Source organism: Staphylococcus sp. EG-SA-15 (assembly GCF_017151895.1).
GTDB classification, from domain to species: domain Bacteria; phylum Bacillota; class Bacilli; order Staphylococcales; family Staphylococcaceae; genus Staphylococcus; species Staphylococcus aureus.
In genome coordinates this window covers 1-213 of the sequence record NZ_JACVZN010000199.1, presented here as the reverse complement: position 1 = coordinate 213, position 213 = coordinate 1, and the positions used below count along the sequence as shown (strand labels likewise).

At 35.2% G+C, this 213-nt stretch carries 1 protein-coding gene; it reads left to right on the top strand.

The genetic code is table 11. From position 1 onward, the window contains the following. On the top strand, nt 1-213 hold a 213-nt coding region (locus tag IDG64_RS15065), incomplete at both ends, for a DDE-type integrase/transposase/recombinase (RefSeq protein ID WP_206171385.1).

Below are 213 nucleotides of genomic sequence, written 5' to 3'. Positions count from 1 at the left end.
TTGGTTGCGTAAGCAACGAGATAATCATTCAGCATATGCGTTTATCAAACGTCTCATTAAACAATTTGGTAAACCTCAAAAGGTAATTACAGATCAGGCACCTTCAACGAAGGTAGCAATGGCTAAAATAATTAAAGCTTTTAAACTTAAACCTGACTGTCATTGTACATCGAAATATCTGAATAACCTCATTGAGCAAGATCACCGTCATAT